Here is a 14,913-nt window from a genome sequence, read left to right as displayed (position 1 = left end):
AAGAATGATTTTCATTTTACATAGTTCGACTTAGTGTTTACAGTTTTGTTGAAATAATGAAATGTCTCTCTTCTCTAGTAAACCGACTTGAAGTAAACCTTTCATTATTCCATCCTCTGAACAAGATGCGGTAACAAAATCCGCTATTTCTTTCAATTCCGGTATTCCATTATCCATTACTATTCCAGTGCCTACTGCCTCGATCATTTGCATATCATTTGCACCGTCTCCAAATGCATAGCTATTTTCAGTAGGAATATCCAGATGTTCTAATATCTTTTGAATACCGATTGCCTTGGAGGCCCCTTCAGGCAACATATCCACAGAACTTTCATCCCATCTGACAAAGGAGTAACCTTTAAATAATTCCATATATTCTTCCGTTTCTTTTGGCGTAGAGTATATCTGAACCTGATTCACGTCAGAATGGGAATATACTTCCGGATCGACGACAGGATAAGGTATTCTTAATCGCGCTGTTCCTTCTTGTACAAGGGGATGTGCTTCAGCGTTCGTGACAAACGACTCGAACGTGGAGTACGTTAATCCATGACCATTTTTATGAGCAAGTTCGGTAAGTTGCTGAATAACTTCAGGTTTCATAGGATTCGAATAGATTACTTTTCCTTCCCAAACTACATGCTGTCCATTCATGGATACGTAGGAATCAAATTCTAGTTCCTCTAGCAACGATTTGAACATCAGTGGCGCTCTGCCAGTACATATTACAGTGTAGATCCCCTTCTTACGCAATGCCGTAAGTGATTGTTTAGTTGAATCTAAAATCGTTTTATCATGATTCATTAAAGTACCGTCTAAATCAAAGAACACAACTTTTTTATCAGAATTCATTTTCATGCCCCTTTCGCATCTCATTATCTAACATGTAGTTTACCAATTACCTATCAGATATGCTGTGAAGTTGCCTATTATTAATGTTAGAAGTAATAAAATAATGAAATTAAGTTTGATATTTTCGTAAAATCACGTTATTCTTTTTAAAGAACATCTAATTACTAAAGTGGAGGTCTATTTCATGAATTTCATAGAAGAACGTGTAAGCGGTAAGAATGTAATTGATTATTTGCAATATCCTATATTTACCACCCTTGATGAAGAACGCCAACATAATAAACAGCGATTAGCAGGTGCGTTCCGACTATTTAACCGTTTTGGTTTTACAGAAGGTGTCGCTGGTCACGCAACGTATCGCGATCCAGAATTCAAGGATCATATGTGGGTGAATCCGTACGGGATACCATTTGGCAAGATCAAAGCATCCGATCTTGTCTTAGTAAATCCAGACGGAGAAGTCGTAGAAGGTAAATACTCTCTTCATAAATCGGCTCTAGTGATCCACTCTGCGATTCATGAAGCTAGAGAAGATATCACAGCTTCAGTTCACTTACATCCTGTGTACGGAAAGACTTGGGCATCTACAGGTAGATTGATCGATCCATTAACACAAGATGCTTGTGCATTTTACAATGATCACTCTGTATTGGATGAGTTTTCTGGTGTAGTGTATGAAGATAATGAAGGAGTAAAAGTTGCAAACGCATTAGCGAATAACAAGGCAATGTTCCTTAAAAATCACGGTCCCTTAACTGTTGGTCAGACGGTTGATGCTGCTGCATTTTGGTTTATTACGCTTGAGCGTTCTTGCCAAGTTCAATTACTTGCGGAGGCCGCAGGTATTGTCAATCCGATTCCTGCAGAGTTTGCTGCTAACACCGCCAAGCAAGTAGGAAGAGATATCGATGGTTGGGAAAACTTCCAGCCGCTATGGGAAATGATTGTAAGTGAGGAACCGGACCTATTGGATTAATCTATCTTCATCATTTGTCATCCGTCATAAAAAGGGGGTCATCCTATGTATTCCAAACAATTCATTCGTGGAATGCGCTTGAAGCGGGACATGGTTCCTTCTTTTGAACACTATCCCTTTCATTTACCTAGTATCAATACACTCACTGAGTTGGATTTCCATCCTAATGTGACATTTTTCGTTGGAGAGAATGGGATGGGGAAGTCTACATTACTTGAAGCAATCGCAGTTTCCTTTGGTTTTAATCCAGAAGGCGGTTCGCTGAACTTCAATTTTTCTACTTACGATTCACATTCCATCTTAGATGAATATATCACACTCATAAAGGGTGTCGCCCGACCGAAAGATGGATTTTTTCTGCGTGCAGAAACTTTCTACAACTTGGCGACGACGATTGAAGAGCTGGATCATGCACCTGGTACGAGTCCTCGGATTATAGACGGCTTTGGAGGGACATCATTACACGAACAGTCTCATGGCGAATCTTTTTGGGCGACTTTCATTCATCGCTTTAGAGGTAACGGCATCTACTTACTAGATGAACCTGAAGCTGCCTTATCACCTATGCGTCAACTTTCCATGCTAAGCAGGATTCACGACCTTGTGGGTGAAGAATCACAGTTCATGATCGCAACACATTCGCCCCTTCTATTATCTTATCCAGGTGCAAAAATTATCGAATTTACAGATGAAGGTGCACATGAAACGACACTTGAAGAAACAAGCCACTATCAAATTATGAAGCAGTTTTTTGATGACAAAGATCGAATGCTACATTATTTGCTAAAATGAATATATATCATCAAAAAGCGACTATTCCCTCGGAAATAATCGCTTTTTGACATTACTTATTTTCTTTTTCTACTTGCTCTCTTGCATCTTTTTTAATTTCTTCTACTTGTTTTTCGGCTTTTTTTGCCGCCTCATTGGCTAGTTTCGCGGAACTTTTTTCATTATCATTTCCAGGTGTATCTGCATAACTTTTCGTCATTTTCCACACTCCTGTCTAATTGAATGACTATATTATTCCCCAAACACGCAAAATAAAACGCGCTTTTTAAATTTCTTGTTTTTTCATGCTACAATAAGGGTACTACCTAAGAAAGGTGGACTACTTGTGCCTAAAAAATTGTCTATCTACTTACTAATGCTGGTCATTGGTTTTACATTTCTATTTTTAGCGATTTTTCTGGATTTACCCGAGAAATTAAAATGGTTGTTTTTAGCGGTTGCTGTCATATTAAATGTGACGAGTGCTGTAGCTGCTATGAGAATGGGCTTAAGAGAAATGAAACCTGATAAGAGATAAAATTGATTGTTGCAGAAAGAGGAGCTGCCTATGAAGCGTTCTGCTATTTACCGTATTACACGCATTGTATGGATGGCAATCGTATTTTTCACTCAAATAATAATATTTCAAAGACGCCATCGAGGTAATTTTACACCTACCGTTACCGATCAGTGGAATACGCTTGTTACAAAACAAGCAAAAGTCTACAAAAAAACGGCACTTGAATTAGGTGGGTTACTTGTCAAACTAGGGCAGTTCCTTTCTACACGTGCAGACATCATGCCCGCATCATTCATTGCAGAATTAGAAGGTCTTACTGATCAGGTTACACCGGTTCCTTCTGATAAGGCATTACAATTGCTAGACGATGAATGGGGAAATCCTCACAGCGAATATCTAAAGGATATTACATCAAAGCCTGTAGCATCTGCATCTATTGGCGAAGTTTACAGAGCAGTTTTACATAATGGTTCAGAAGTCGCCATAAAAATTCAACGTCCCGATATCGAGCGTATTTTACGTGCAGATTTTAAGGCCGTACGAATTGTCATTTGGCTGGCTAAGAAGGTATCTTCCGTAGGCAAACAAATCGATTTAGATTTATTGTATCAAGAAATGACAGATGTGATTGGCGCAGAACTAAACTTTGTTGAAGAAATGAAGAACGGACGAGGTTTCGCTGAACGATTTCCCGACATGGCAGGGGTCAAGTTCCCAGTTTATTATGATGAATATACAACTAAAAAGGTTCTTGTAATGGAGTGGATAGAAGGCTCCAAGATAACTGACATTCCTTTTTTAGAAAAACATCATATCGATCGTAAAAAATTATCTGATCGCTTGTTTCGATTGTTCTTGGAACAAATTCTTGGAGGTGGCCAATTCCATGCTGATCCACATGGCGGCAATATACTCATACGTTCAGATGGCACGCTTGTATTGATCGATTTCGGCATGGTCGTCAATATTACACAGGAAAATGCAGATGCAATGTTCGTAGTCACAGAAGGTGTCATTTTCAAGCAATACGACAGAGTTATCGATGGCTTGGAGACGATGAACTTCTTACTACCTAACGCGGATCGAAAAGTGCTGGCCAACGCCATCGAGAAAGTCGTGAAAGCATACGAATCAAATGATTTATATGATATGAATGGGCTCGTTGTGGAGAATCTTCTTCGGGATCTGCAAGTGATTGTCCGAACACAACCTGTACAAATGCCAGCTAACTTCGCTTTTCTTGGTCGCGCAGTATCCGTATTTGTTGGTGTTCTCTATATACTAGATCCCACAATCGATTTACTCGCTATCACTAAACCGCGTTTAGTAGAATGGGCTAAGCAGAAGAGTAAAGATAAAAATCCGTTTACTAACCCTAAAGAGTTTCAGCGCTCGTTATTAAACGGTGTAGGGCAGATTCGAAGTTTTGGACCAAGAATTTCTTCGTTTTTGGAGCAACCTGCAGCAATCTATAGCTATATGAAACAACGCGATATAGACCATCGCAAATTCCAAATAAAGATGCAGAACCGTTTATTCGCAGGTATTGTAGCAGTGGGCTCTTTCGGTACTCTTGCATATAGTTTACTTGACGATTATTCTACATTAGCAATAGGCTCAAGTATTGTTCTAGTGATTTCCTTCTGGCGATATCGTCGGCTAGAAAATTAAAAAACTCAGAGTTTATAATAAACCCTGAGTTTTTATTATGCATTTATTCGTTTTTGTACATAAGCTTTTAAACCTTCCGCTGAATAGACATCACGTTTAGGTATAATATATGCGCTAACAGTACTAGTGTAAATATAAAAGTACTCAGCATCTTCAATCAGATCCTTTACACCAATCCACTGTACATTCGTTTCACCAACTACTGTTTTATCGTGTATACCCGCCTTGTTCATGTTCATTGTATGCTTCCCAACAAGACCTTCATTTTTTCCAGCTTTCAGCATCTTACCAACTTGTCGCGTGATGTGGAAATAGAAATACTTTGGATATAAAATCACCCATATAATAGCGGTCAAACCAAACGTTGCAAACAGCGGGCCTCTTGGCATGTCTGTAAAAACAGACAAAAAGTAAGCAAACAATAAAAATATGAGTGGGGATATATATCGTTGCCACTGTAGTGAGTTTTTTCCCACCTTGGAATGTTTCACATGGTATAGATTAAATGCAACAACATCTTCCTCGGTCAATTCATACTCAATCTCCATCTGTTCCTCCTGCTAAGTGTGCCGTATCATTCAACAATACACAACTTTTCTTTTCTACATCTATCACTGTTAAGGAAGTGTTATCGATCTTTACAGCATAATTTTCATCTTCCATCAATGCAACAACTATTCGTTTAATAAAACTTCCATGACTGACGAAGAGTAGACGCTGATTAGGATACTTTTGAACCTGTTCATTCACAAATTCAAGACCTCTAGCCACTACACTCTCTCCAGTCTCAAACTGTAAATCCAATTCCTTCCACAGTGGTCCCCACTTCTGCTGGCGTTCTTGTTCCGTCGTGCCTTCAATCATTCCACCACTTCGCTCACGCAGACGTTGATCTTCTATAACTTCTATCCCGGACTGCTCTGCAAGTAGATCCGCTGTTTGCTTAGCGCGAGTCATCGGGCTCGTGAAAATGATATCCCAATCTTCATCTGCCAAGCGTGATGCTAACATCTTCGCAGCCTCTATCCCCTCTTCGTCCAAAGGAATATTCGAACTCCCTTGTGCGCGGCCTTCTTTATTCCAAGCAGTCACACCGTGTCGAACAAAACCTACGATGGTCAATGAAATCCCTCCTAAATATTAGGTCTGAAAGCTGGTGTTCTTTTTATCCATAGATAATTAAGTGCTACTCCAAGCATTAATACAAATGCACCGAAATAGAAAGGATAATCCACATCGACATCGAACAACGCTCCACCTATAATGGGTCCAAACACATTTCCAATACTAGTGAACATCGAGTTCATACCGCCAACAAATCCTTGTTCATTGCCAGCAACTTTAGATAAATAAGAAGTTGCTGCAGGCCGTATTAAATCAAATCCTACAAAGATGATCATCGTAACGGCCAATACAGCAAAATAACTCTGTACGAACGTCGCGAGGAAGACTAAAATCGAAGAAAATATCAGACAAAAGAAAATCAAACGTTTCTCCCCTATTGTCCTGGCAAGCTTATCGAATAATAGTACTTGCGCAACAGCCCCAACTAGACCGCTCCCTGTAATGATGATCGCAATATCTTTTGGTGTAAATCCAAATTTATGATCCACAAACAAACTAAAAATCGATTCAAATGATGCGAGACCAAAAGAAAGTATTAAAATAATGATAAAAACGATGAAATAATGACGGGCAAAAATCCTCTTTAATCCAGGCTTAGTTACATCCTCTGCCACTGCTTCTTGATATCGTTCAGGTTCACGCAAAGCGATAAAAGAAAAAATTGCTGCGACCAAGGCGAGTCCACCTGCAAAGAAGAAAGGAACCCGCGTACCATATCCAGCTAAAAACCCACCAATACCCGGCCCTAATATAAAGCCTGTGGAAATCGCGGCAGACATAAAACCGAGCGCTTTAGAGCGCGTTTCCATCGTCGTAATATCCGCAATAAACGCTGTAACGGCTGGCATAATGAAAGCCGCACTGATTCCACCCAAAATTCGGGAAGCAAACAGCACTGGCAATGTTTGTCCTACTCCAAATAAAAACTCTGATGAACTAAAAATGATCAAGCCAATGACAATCATCTTTTTTCGACCAAATGTATCGACCCATCTCCCTGATAAAGGAGAAACTAGCAACTGCGCCATGGCAAAGACTGCCACCATATAGCCCACCACTGTACCTGTTATATGTAATTCATTCATTAATCTAGGCATGACAGGAATGACTAATCCAATTCCTAAAAAGGCGATCAGTAAATTCGTCAACAATAGCCCTAATGTGATAGATTCCTTTTTCATTTACTCTCTCCTACGTTCATTCTATGTTGATATTGGAACATCATAGCAAGCGTGGAATGAAGTTACAAGAAGAAAAGATTCGATCTTTTATTGATTTCACCACTTTAATTGCAAAAACTGTCGAATGAGATGTTGACGTGCACTTGCCTGTAGTGGCCAGCTTTCAATTTCGGTCAAAACTTGATCTCGTGTGCTAAATCCTTTGACGAAACCATTCAATCTAGCAGCAAATGTTGAACCCTTTAACGACTCTTCAGAAGTATATAGAGGATGTAACTGCTCCAAAACATTTGGGTAGCGCTTCAAATAGTATTTCTGATGACGTGCTTCAGCTAGTGTGAATTGTTCTAATCGCGTGATTTCCGTTTCAATCTGCTCCCCAAGCTCCTTCTCCATCTCATTTTTTACTTGAATGATTATCTGTTCTTGTTGATCATTATGGTAACGCAATGAAGAGACGTATTGTTGTCCTTTATATTGATCTCGATTAGGATAGTGATTACGCCAAAAATGAAGTAGTATTTCTTCGTATGAAATAATTTTCGGATCGTAATCGATTTCAACGGTTTCAGTATGATCTCCGATTGTCTTGTAAGTGGGGGCAACCGTAGTACCGCCTGCATAACCCACCCTTGTCCTTATTACACCCTGTAAGCTACCGAAGCGAGCTTCAGGACCCCAAAAACAGCCCATTCCAAATGTTGCGGTTTCCATTTCCCTGTTCTGTATTAGTTCTTTGTCCATTTCACTGATAGTTAGCAAGTCGAACCACTCCCTCGTATTAATCTCACTATAATGAAAATATAAATATAAAAAAGAGTCCATTTAGAGGTGGACTCTGTAAGAAATGCATCAAGATTTCCTGTGCTTTTTCCAATCATCTTCAAGCATACTATATACAATTAAGTCATGATAATGATCATACAAGTACTCGCCATCACGAATGATTCCTTCCTTCTTAAACCCTAATCGTTCAGGAATCGCTCGACTTCTTTTATTTTCCATACCACAGCGAATTTCTACGCGATGTACATTGTATTCGTCAAAAGCATAGTCAAGCAGTGAGGAGACCACGGCATGCATAATACCTTTTCCTTGATATGCCTCTGCTAGCCAAAAACCAATACTTGTTTGCTTATTTACATAGTTTACTGAATGAAATCCTGCGAAGCCAGCTAGGTTTCCTTTATACAGAATCCCCGCTTGAAATCCATCTTCTTCAGCAAACTGCTGTAACCAAGCTTCAATAATAGGACCGTACTGATCCGCATCAGTCATGGAATCCACCCACGGCAACCACTCCCGCAAATGTTCTCTTGACTCATCAACCAAAGCAAATAAAACTTCTGCGTCTTTCTGCCCTACAAGTTTTAATGAAATATCCTCTGATACTTGATGCACGAACATATCCTAACCCCTTTCACTGGCAGTTACTTTATCCCGTTCCCATCTCTTATATACCTACTTTAAGTCTGCCAGAAAAGAAAGTCAACTTAGGTATTTGTAATAATGAGAGAATGAAAGGTCCATCCTGATTAAATATTTTTACCCACTTTTAGTATTCCCTAGCAATGCATTATTCATCGCGGATATCTAACCCCAACATTGAGGCGAATTGAATTGCTTGCAAAGAAGATACAATACAACCTTCTAATTCTTTTAATGATACAGTCATACTTTCGAATTCTGAAGTCTTAATCTCCACACCTTTCAATGGGGTTTCATCAAAACTAGCAGAATCCAGATTGCTTTCTATAAAGTAGGTATGTTTCAGTTTACAATCAAAGAAATCTGCATCTTTAACGAGACATTTGTCGAACCAGACCCTTTCCCATTTTGCATGAACAAACGCAGAAAGATTGCATATACATTCCTCAAACAAGACATCTGTGAATCGAGAATTTGTAAAGTTCACGCCTAGCATTTTGCAATTATGAAAGCTTACTCGATGAATGCTTATACCGGTCAAGTCCGCATTAGAAAAATCACAGTTTTCAAACCGAACATCTGTAACAAAAAGTTCAGGTAGAGAGGCTCCTTGAAAACTTGAATTCTTAATAAGCATGCTAGTTAATTGAACACGCTCAATTTCTTGTCCATCTAGTCTTTCATCGACTATACATGCATTCTGCAAAAAGGGATCTTCATCATGGCGTACATCCTGTAGCTGTACGGATAGTAAGTGATCAGGAATTTTAGGTTGATTGCGCTTCATTTTATTTTCTCCTTTTCTTCAGGCTTTCCCAAAAGTATTATGGCCTAGTAAATGGTACTATATTAAAAAGAGGTGACGATAATGGAAATTAATGATCAAGTACGTAAAGAACTATTAGCGCAAGTAGAAAAGTTATCAGATGAAGAGATCAATAAAAAGCCTTCTGAAAACGAATGGTCTGTCAAACAACTTTTGCAACATCTGTATTTGATGGAAGGTGGAGTCACTAAAACCATTCAAAAACAGCTCGCTTCCGATGAGCAGAATATCACAACAGACAAGCCGATTCAGCTTACAGTAGATCGATCAACCAAAGTAGAAGCACCTAACTTCGCTACACCGACAGATGACTATTCTACGCTAGATGAGTTAAAATCTAAGCTTTCTGCTACTCATACCGCTTTGCGTGAAGTTGCCGATAGTGCAACAGAAGATCAATTAGCAGTGAAATCTTATCCACACCCTGTTTTTGGTGAAATGAGCCTTACACAGTGGATTCCATTTGTCGGTTATCACGAGTTGCGTCATATTGAACAAATTAAAGAAGTTAAAAATCAAATCGGTATCTGATAAAGACCCCCACTACGTATCATCAGTATAGTGGGGGTCATTTTATTTTCTATCGATATAAAAAATTGCTTGCTGAATACTTGAATATGTTTTCAACTCTTGATTCGGATCTTTAGCTGCCACCAACTTACGCGCTAGATCTGGAGAGACTCCCGTGACATATAAACTGCTGCCCATAAGCTCCAGAACTTGTTGTATTTCCAAAAGACGCTCTATAGAAGTTTCTTCATGCCAATAGAGACCCGTAACATCAACCATTACATGATCCACTGCTTGAGTGTGGACAAAACCACTTAACTTCTCGATTAGCAAATCAAATCGTTCTTCATTCATCTGACCGATCAACGAAACAGCTGCCAAATTATCGTAAATCATCATAATAGGAAGCATAAGCTGTTCAATCTCATGATCTTTGCTGTGAAGCTCTTCTATTTGTTTGTATTGTACAGAAACGTCTGTCTGTGTTCCAATAAAGAAATTCTTTCCTTCAATAGTGATAGGACGGATGCTTAAGCGATTCCAAAATAGACTACCATCCTTTTTATAGTTTTTTATCACAACTGTAAGAGGATTTCTTTCTGCTACCGCCCTTCTAATTTTCATCACAGTAGACGGATCCGTATCCTCTCCTTGTAGAAATCTGCAATTTCGCCCTAATACCTCATCTTCGGTATAGCCCGTCATAGTTTCGAACGTTTTATTCACAAAAATTATAGGATTGTCGTCTTGTGATGCATCTGTCACGATTGCTGAAACTCTACTTCCGTTAATTAACGCTTCCATTAACTGTTTTTGTATCGTGTCTGCTAAATTCTTTATTTTTCACACATCCCGTCGTTTTCAATAGATTCTTTTATTTATAGTAGCATATTCTTCTATATAAGACTTAGAAATATGAATAATCTATCTTCATCAATAGAAGTAAACTGTAAATGTCTCATTGAACACGATAATTTACTTGAAGACTTTTTCAACTGATAGAATAAAAAAACTCCCCTGACTTTTCAATAGTCAGAGGAGTTTCTATCTTATACACGTGCAACTTGCATCTCGTTAAATTCTTTTTCTGAGCACAAAACAAAGTGTTCAGGAGCAACTTCACGAAATTCCACTTTATCCTCTGGTTCGTATTGATGATCTTTCGGATTATACGGATGGCGTACACGTGACCGCTCATAAACTGGGTCCGGTAAAGGAATTGCTGACAGTAGAGACTTCGTATAAGCATGCATCGGATTTCGGTATAATTCATCCGCTGGAGCCATCTCTACCAGTTTACCAAAGTACATTACACCAATGCGATCGGAGATATATTTAACCATTGATAAATCATGGGCAATGAATAAATATGTCAAGCCTTTCTCTTCCTGTAATTCCTTCAACAAGTTTACAACTTGTGCTTGAATAGAAACGTCGAGTGCCGATATTGGCTCATCCGCAATGATGAATTCGGGATCTACGGCTAATGCACGAGCAATTCCGATACGTTGACGCTGACCACCTGAGAACTCATGGGGGTAACGTTCAGCGTGTTCACGATTCAACCCAACAGTTTCAAGTAAATCAATTACTCGTTGCTTGCGATCGGCTTTGCCTTTTACTAGACCATGTATATCGAGTCCTTCAGCAATAATATCTAGGACTTTCATTCTCGGATTCAATGAAGCATAAGGATCCTGGAAAATCATTTGCATCTTTCTATTCAATGCGTGAGTTTCTTTTTTACTTTTCGGTGCGTGTACATCTACACCATTGTAAAGAACTTGACCCGCTGTCGCGTCATATAATCGGATCATAGTACGCCCTGTTGTGGACTTACCACAACCTGACTCCCCTACTAAACCGAATGTTTCACCACGTTTAATAGTGAAGCTAATGTCATCAATCGCACGTACTTCAGTTGATTTCCCAGCGTTAAAATATTGTTTCAAATTACGTACTTCAATTAAATTATCTGACATCACACAGTACCTCCCGTCTGTTCAACATAGTACCGGCTACCCTTAAATGTTTTCATACGTTCAATAACAAGCGCTGGCGGTTCAACCTGTGGTGCTTGTGGGTGCAATAACCATGTCGCAGCGTAATGTGTATCACTCACTTTAAAGAACGGAGCCCGACGTTCCATATCAATCTTCATGGCATATTCGCTCCGCAACGCGAAAGCATCACCTTTTGGAGGATTCAATAAATCAGGCGGTGTTCCCGGAATTGCATAAAGTTTTTGATCCGCTAAATCCATGGATGGCATAGAGCTTAGCAAGCCCCAAGTGTATGGGTGCTGTGGATTATAGAAGATTTCATCCACAGTGCCTATTTCAACAATTCGACCACCGTACATAACAGCTACACGGTCTGCAACGTTTGCTACAACACCTAGATCGTGCGTGATAAATATGATAGATGTATCAGTCTTTTTCTGGATTTCTTTCATTAACTCTAGAATTTGCGCTTGAATCGTTACATCTAGTGCCGTAGTTGGCTCATCTGCGATCAGCACTTTCGGGTTACATGCTAGCGCAATTGCGATAACGATACGCTGGCGTTGCCCACCTGAAAATTGATGCGGATACATTTTGTAACGATTTTCTGCATTGGGAATGCCTACAAGATTCAATAACTCAATCGTCTGCTTGCGTGCTGCTGACTTGTTCAGCTTCTGATGTTTCAAAATGGGTTCCATAATTTGTCTGCCAATTGTCATAGTCGGGTTTAATGAAGTCATCGGATCCTGAAAGATCATCGAAATGTCTTTCCCACGAATCTTTTGCATATCTTTTTCAGGGATCTTCGTTAGATCTTTTCCTTCAAATAAAATTTCTCCATTTTTATATTCAGCACTCGACTCTGGAAGAAGTCGCATGATCGATTTCGTTGTTACCGATTTACCTGATCCCGACTCACCTACGATTGCGAGCGTTTCACCTTTGTGTAAATCAAAGTTTACACCACGGATAGCTTTCACTTCACCTGCAAATGTATGGAAGGAAAGCTCGAGGTCTTTTACTTCTAATATTTTTGTCAACTTGCTCTCCTCCTCTTAATCTTTCATTTTAGGATCTAGTGCATCACGCAGTCCATCACCAATCAAGTTAAATGCAATCATAAGAACACTGATAACAATAGCCGGGAACAATAAGACGTATGGTTGATTCTCCATCACTTTATATCCGTCATTGATCAATGTACCTAATGAAGCAGCTGGTGGCTGGAGTCCAATTCCGATAAAGCTTAGAAATGCCTCAAAGAAAATGGCATTTGGAATCGTGAACATTGTATTGATGATAATAATTCCAAGCATATTCGGCAACAAGTGCTTTGTAATGATTTTGCCATCTTTGGCACCTAGCGTACGTGAAGCCAAAACGAACTCCTGGGATTTATATTTTAATGTCTGTGCTCGTACAATCCGCGACATCCCTATCCAACCGGTTATGGTGATGGCGACAATTATCGCAGTTATTCCTGGGTCCATGATCATAATCATCAAAATGACGACAATTAATGTAGGTATACCGATCAATATCTCAACAATCCGTTGCATGATGTCGTCTGTCCGTCCACCAAAGTATCCGGAAATCCCACCATAAGCTACCCCTATAACCATATCAATAGCCGCGGCTACAAATGCGATGAATAGTGATACACGAGAACCTTCCCAAAGTCGTGTAAATAAATCACGACCAAGTCCATCTGTACCAAACCAATAGTACTCGTCAACTTTCTTCATTTCATATAGATTTACAGTTTTTCCAGCTAATTTACCGTCCCCATCAAATAGTCCTGTTGCTTCAATACCAGGAATTTTAGGTGGTAAGTTGGCGTGACGTAAGTTTTGCGTGTCACCCGCATGCCCATTTAAATGTGGACCGATTAATGCCATCAGTATAACTAACAGAAGAACGACCATACTGACAATAGCTGCTTTATTTTTACGGAGTCCTAACCATGCATCTTGCCAGAAACTCAAACTTGGTTTCTCTATACGTTCGGAATGATGCGCGTCAATTGTCACTCGCTCAAAATCTTCTGGTGTTAATTTTTCTTGTTCGTTTTCAATACGCATTATCCCTTACCTCCAGACACGCGGATACGTGGATCGATGACCCCGTATAAAATATCCACAATAAAAATAACTACTATAAGGAAGGCTGAGAACATTAATGTCGTACCCATGATCGTGGCATGGTCATTCGTCATGATAGACGATACGAATTGCTCACCAATTCCTGGAATAGCAAAAATTTGTTCTACTACAAGTGAACCGGTTACCAAGCCAGCTGCAAGTGGTCCGAGGACCGTGACTAAAGGTATTAATGCGTTTCGGAATGCGTGTTTGAAAGCAATTTCAAAACCATTGGCACCTTTTGCTTTCGCTAAAATAATATAATCTGAATTCAATACTTCTATCATCTCAGTCCGTATAAAGCGCGCGGATAGGGCTAGTGGCCCCATAGCGAGTGCAAGCGATGGCAGGACACTTGACTTCCAACCGTCATTCCACAAACCGACCGGTAATAGATGCCACTCTGAAGCAATCCAATATTGCAACAATGATGCAAATACAAAGGAAGGAATAGAAATACCTAGTATTGCCAAGAAGGTGCTTCCGTAATCCCAAAATGTATTATGCTTTAATGCTGCAAGCATACCAAGCAGGATACCGACAATGGTCCCGAAGACCATCGCTTGCGCTCCCAAGATTAAAGAAGGTTTCAATCTTTTAGCCAATAAGTCGTTGACACTCTTACCTTTAAATACAAAGGACGTCCCCAAGTCACCTTTAGCCAAATTTTTCATATAGATTGCATACTGCACAGGCTTAGGCTTATCGATCCCATATTTCTTTTCAACAATCGCTTTTTGTGTATCATTCAACTTATTGTAAGAAGCAATTGGTGAACCAGGCAATGTCTGCATGAGGAAAAAAGAGGCAGTTGCAATTAAAAATAGCGTTATAAACATATATACTATGCGTTTTCCAATATACTTAACCACGGTACGTTACACCTCCAAAAGAGTTTCTTACTTT

18 protein-coding genes are annotated in these 14,913 nt (G+C 39.5%); 5 read left to right on the top strand and 13 right to left on the bottom strand.

The genetic code is table 11. The features are described 5' to 3' along the window. Positions 1-30 precede the first annotated feature (30 nt). Positions 31-852 carry a Cof-type HAD-IIB family hydrolase gene (locus tag CSV69_RS10620; RefSeq protein WP_099693395.1) on the bottom strand — a complete coding sequence of 274 codons (822 nt, stop codon included), beginning with the start codon at positions 850-852 and terminating at the stop codon, positions 31-33. Positions 853-1,036: 184 nt separating this feature from the next. Between CSV69_RS10620 and CSV69_RS10615 the strand changes: the two genes are divergently transcribed. Together CSV69_RS10615 and CSV69_RS10610 are read left to right on the top strand one after the other, a co-directional pair. Beyond that, the gene (locus CSV69_RS10615; protein WP_085427194.1) at positions 1,037-1,828 is read left to right on the top strand and encodes a class II aldolase/adducin family protein; all 792 of its coding nucleotides are present in this window, start codon (positions 1,037-1,039) and stop codon (positions 1,826-1,828) included. A 45-nt stretch (positions 1,829-1,873) separates the two neighbouring features. After that, the gene (locus tag CSV69_RS10610; RefSeq protein ID WP_085427195.1) at positions 1,874-2,620 is read left to right on the top strand and encodes an AAA family ATPase; all 747 of its coding nucleotides are present in this window, start codon (positions 1,874-1,876) and stop codon (positions 2,618-2,620) included. Positions 2,621-2,672: 52 nt separating this feature from the next. On the opposite strand, the gene CSV69_RS16830 is transcribed toward CSV69_RS10610, so the two are convergent. Next, on the bottom strand, positions 2,673-2,819 hold the full coding sequence (locus tag CSV69_RS16830; RefSeq protein WP_157129941.1) for a hypothetical protein: 147 nt from the start codon (positions 2,817-2,819) through the stop codon (positions 2,673-2,675). A gap of 126 nt (positions 2,820-2,945) precedes the next feature. Here CSV69_RS16830 and CSV69_RS16825 point away from each other — a divergent pair, with 126 nt between their 5' ends. Beyond that, positions 2,946-3,137 (top strand): hypothetical protein, encoded by a 192-nt coding sequence (locus CSV69_RS16825; RefSeq protein ID WP_085427196.1) that lies wholly within the window; start codon positions 2,946-2,948, stop codon positions 3,135-3,137. A gap of 30 nt (positions 3,138-3,167) precedes the next feature. Next, positions 3,168-4,790, top strand: coding sequence for an ABC1 kinase family protein (locus CSV69_RS10600; protein WP_099693394.1), 1,623 nt, complete (start codon positions 3,168-3,170; stop codon positions 4,788-4,790). A 35-nt stretch (positions 4,791-4,825) separates the two neighbouring features. Here CSV69_RS10600 and CSV69_RS10595 read toward each other — a convergent pair whose 3' ends face one another. The 6 genes from CSV69_RS10595 to CSV69_RS10570 form a co-directional block, all read right to left on the bottom strand. Next, entirely contained in the window at positions 4,826-5,338 is a 513-nt protein-coding gene (locus CSV69_RS10595; RefSeq protein ID WP_099693393.1) for a YcxB family protein, read from the bottom strand. Continuing rightward, a complete protein-coding gene (locus tag CSV69_RS10590) occupies positions 5,328-5,912 on the bottom strand; it encodes a histidine phosphatase family protein (RefSeq protein ID WP_099693392.1) in 585 nt (194 codons plus the stop codon). The genes CSV69_RS10595 and CSV69_RS10590 overlap by 11 nt, the downstream gene beginning before the upstream one ends. A gap of 11 nt (positions 5,913-5,923) precedes the next feature. Next, positions 5,924-7,096 carry an MFS transporter gene (locus CSV69_RS10585; protein WP_085427200.1) on the bottom strand — a complete coding sequence of 391 codons (1,173 nt, stop codon included), beginning with the start codon at positions 7,094-7,096 and terminating at the stop codon, positions 5,924-5,926. Positions 7,097-7,192: 96 nt separating this feature from the next. Continuing rightward, on the bottom strand, positions 7,193-7,858 hold the full coding sequence (msrA, locus tag CSV69_RS10580; protein ID WP_233192366.1) for a peptide-methionine (S)-S-oxide reductase MsrA: 666 nt from the start codon (positions 7,856-7,858) through the stop codon (positions 7,193-7,195). A 90-nt stretch (positions 7,859-7,948) separates the two neighbouring features. Beyond that, complete coding sequence (locus CSV69_RS10575; protein WP_099693391.1) at positions 7,949-8,503, bottom strand: GNAT family N-acetyltransferase; 555 nt, start codon at positions 8,501-8,503, stop codon at positions 7,949-7,951. Positions 8,504-8,672: 169 nt separating this feature from the next. Continuing rightward, complete coding sequence (locus CSV69_RS10570; RefSeq protein ID WP_085427202.1) at positions 8,673-9,311, bottom strand: pentapeptide repeat-containing protein; 639 nt, start codon at positions 9,309-9,311, stop codon at positions 8,673-8,675. An 81-nt stretch (positions 9,312-9,392) separates the two neighbouring features. Between CSV69_RS10570 and CSV69_RS10565 the strand changes: the two genes are divergently transcribed. Then, positions 9,393-9,881 carry a DinB family protein gene (locus CSV69_RS10565; RefSeq protein ID WP_099625519.1) on the top strand — a complete coding sequence of 163 codons (489 nt, stop codon included), beginning with the start codon at positions 9,393-9,395 and terminating at the stop codon, positions 9,879-9,881. Positions 9,882-9,923: 42 nt separating this feature from the next. Here CSV69_RS10565 and ytvA read toward each other — a convergent pair whose 3' ends face one another. From ytvA to opp3b, 5 genes are all read right to left on the bottom strand, one after another. Further along, the gene (gene ytvA / locus CSV69_RS10560; protein WP_099693390.1) at positions 9,924-10,664 is read right to left on the bottom strand and encodes a YtvA family blue-light photoreceptor; all 741 of its coding nucleotides are present in this window, start codon (positions 10,662-10,664) and stop codon (positions 9,924-9,926) included. Positions 10,665-10,909: 245 nt separating this feature from the next. Beyond that, positions 10,910-11,842 carry an ABC transporter ATP-binding protein gene (locus CSV69_RS10555; protein ID WP_099693389.1) on the bottom strand — a complete coding sequence of 311 codons (933 nt, stop codon included), beginning with the start codon at positions 11,840-11,842 and terminating at the stop codon, positions 10,910-10,912. After that, entirely contained in the window at positions 11,842-12,906 is a 1,065-nt protein-coding gene (locus tag CSV69_RS10550) for an ABC transporter ATP-binding protein (RefSeq protein ID WP_099693388.1), read from the bottom strand. Before CSV69_RS10550 ends, CSV69_RS10555 begins: the two co-directional genes overlap by 1 nt. Positions 12,907-12,921: 15 nt before the next feature. Beyond that, a complete protein-coding gene (gene opp3C / locus CSV69_RS10545) occupies positions 12,922-13,947 on the bottom strand; it encodes an oligopeptide ABC transporter permease (RefSeq protein ID WP_085427207.1) in 1,026 nt (341 codons plus the stop codon). Then, positions 13,947-14,879, bottom strand: coding sequence for an oligopeptide ABC transporter permease (gene opp3b, locus CSV69_RS10540; protein ID WP_099693387.1), 933 nt, complete (start codon positions 14,877-14,879; stop codon positions 13,947-13,949). The genes opp3C and opp3b overlap by 1 nt, the downstream gene beginning before the upstream one ends. Positions 14,880-14,913 lie beyond the last annotated feature (34 nt).

It is taken from the genome of Sporosarcina sp. P26b, from assembly GCF_002743245.1.
Classification (GTDB): domain Bacteria; phylum Bacillota; class Bacilli; order Bacillales_A; family Planococcaceae; genus Sporosarcina; species Sporosarcina ureae_C.
The sequence above is the reverse complement of the archived record's forward strand: the minus strand, read 5'-3'. Positions and strand labels throughout refer to the sequence as shown.

Bases quoted from the DNA above. Each gene is read 5' to 3' on its own strand.
- CSV69_RS10555 (WP_099693389.1), bottom strand. From the start codon at position 11,842: ATGTCAGATAATTTAATTGAAGTACGTAATTTGAAACAATATTTTAAC.
- CSV69_RS10595 (WP_099693393.1), bottom strand. From the start codon at position 5,338: ATGGAGATTGAGTATGAATTGACCGAGGAAGATGTTGTTGCATTTAAT.
- CSV69_RS10615 (WP_085427194.1), top strand. From the start codon at position 1,037: ATGAATTTCATAGAAGAACGTGTAAGCGGTAAGAATGTAATTGATTAT.
- ytvA (WP_099693390.1), bottom strand. From the start codon at position 10,664: ATGGAAGCGTTAATTAACGGAAGTAGAGTTTCAGCAATCGTGACAGAT.
- opp3C (WP_085427207.1), bottom strand. From the start codon at position 13,947: ATGCGTATTGAAAACGAACAAGAAAAATTAACACCAGAAGATTTTGAG.
- CSV69_RS10585 (WP_085427200.1), bottom strand. From the start codon at position 7,096: ATGAAAAAGGAATCTATCACATTAGGGCTATTGTTGACGAATTTACTG.
- CSV69_RS10600 (WP_099693394.1), top strand. From the start codon at position 3,168: ATGAAGCGTTCTGCTATTTACCGTATTACACGCATTGTATGGATGGCA.
- CSV69_RS10570 (WP_085427202.1), bottom strand. From the start codon at position 9,311: ATGAAGCGCAATCAACCTAAAATTCCTGATCACTTACTATCCGTACAG.
- CSV69_RS10565 (WP_099625519.1), top strand. From the start codon at position 9,393: ATGGAAATTAATGATCAAGTACGTAAAGAACTATTAGCGCAAGTAGAA.
- CSV69_RS10610 (WP_085427195.1), top strand. From the start codon at position 1,874: ATGTATTCCAAACAATTCATTCGTGGAATGCGCTTGAAGCGGGACATG.
- CSV69_RS16830 (WP_157129941.1), bottom strand. From the start codon at position 2,819: ATGACGAAAAGTTATGCAGATACACCTGGAAATGATAATGAAAAAAGT.
- CSV69_RS10620 (WP_099693395.1), bottom strand. From the start codon at position 852: ATGAATTCTGATAAAAAAGTTGTGTTCTTTGATTTAGACGGTACTTTA.
- CSV69_RS10575 (WP_099693391.1), bottom strand. From the start codon at position 8,503: ATGTTCGTGCATCAAGTATCAGAGGATATTTCATTAAAACTTGTAGGG.